Genomic DNA, 344 nt, shown 5'->3' with positions numbered 1-344 from the left:
TGGTTACGGCTGTTTTATCGTGAATGGCGGTGTCTGTAGCGGTTGCTGTATTGCCAGCTTCATCACTGACTGTGGCTGTGGCAGTTAATTCGCCATCGTTAAGACCTGATAAGTTTGCACCGGTAATTGTGTAAGTATTATTGGTAACGGTGGCTTCAAAGCTGCGCTCATTACCGGCTTCATCTGTTACTACCACTGTTACCGTTTGGTTGTCTTCAACACCCGTTGTGGTACCTGTAATTTCAACGTTTACGTTTTCATCATTGCCGTTAATTACGTCATCGTTTGTATCGTTGATATCAACTGTTATTGCAACTGTAGTGTCTTTGGTAAAGCTGGTTTCG

General features: G+C 43.6%; 1 protein-coding gene. It reads right to left on the bottom strand.

Annotated elements, in window-relative coordinates; translation table 11 throughout:
• Window positions 1-344, bottom strand: a 344-nt coding sequence (locus H5092_RS20460; RefSeq protein ID WP_182734881.1) for an Ig-like domain-containing protein, incomplete at both ends; no start/stop codon positions are given.

The sequence above is a fragment of the Pseudoalteromonas sp. SR41-7 genome (genome assembly GCF_014163935.1).
GTDB classification, from domain to species: Bacteria; Pseudomonadota; Gammaproteobacteria; order Enterobacterales; family Alteromonadaceae; genus Pseudoalteromonas; species Pseudoalteromonas distincta.
The sequence above is the reverse complement of the archived record's forward strand: the minus strand, read 5'-3'. Positions and strand labels throughout refer to the sequence as shown.